The organism is Vibrio sp. 1288 (assembly GCF_033344475.1).
Genome location: NZ_JAWPOX010001160.1, coordinates 1 through 511 on the forward strand (window position 1 = coordinate 1; position 511 = coordinate 511).

The window sequence follows — 511 nt, forward strand, 5'->3', positions numbered from 1 at the left end:
TACTATCGGTTTAGTACCTTTCAATCTAAGACGTATTTTTCTTCGCGATGCTCGACATTGGAAAGTAAGGCCTCAGAAAAAGTTGGATGAAGATTCCGTTATCATCCACGGTATCACTCACAGCGAATTGATTGATGCGCCAGATCTGAGCGATATTTTGGGTGAGTTGCTGCCTTGCTTAAGCGGCAAAATCATCGTTGTGCATTACCGTCGAATCGAGAGAGAATTCTTGGATCAAGCGCTGAAAGCGCGCATAGGGGAAGGGATTGAATTTCCCGTGTTAGACACGCTACAAATCGAAGAGAACATCCAAAAGAGAAGCGCTGGCGGCATTTGGAATCGCCTGAAAGGAAAGAGACCAGAGTCTCTACGTTTGGCGCAGTCTCGACGCCGCTATGGGTTACCAGACTACTCTCCGCATCACGCGTTAACTGATGCGATTGCTACTGCCGAGTTGCTTCAGGCGCAGATGGCGCATCACTACAATGATGACCAACCCATCAGTGATTTT

At 47.6% G+C, this 511-nt stretch carries 1 protein-coding gene; it reads left to right on the forward strand.

The genetic code is table 11. The features are described from left to right. Positions 1 to 511: 3'-5' exonuclease (locus tag R8O11_RS31440; protein WP_318195420.1), on the forward strand; the 511-nt coding region annotated here is incomplete at both ends.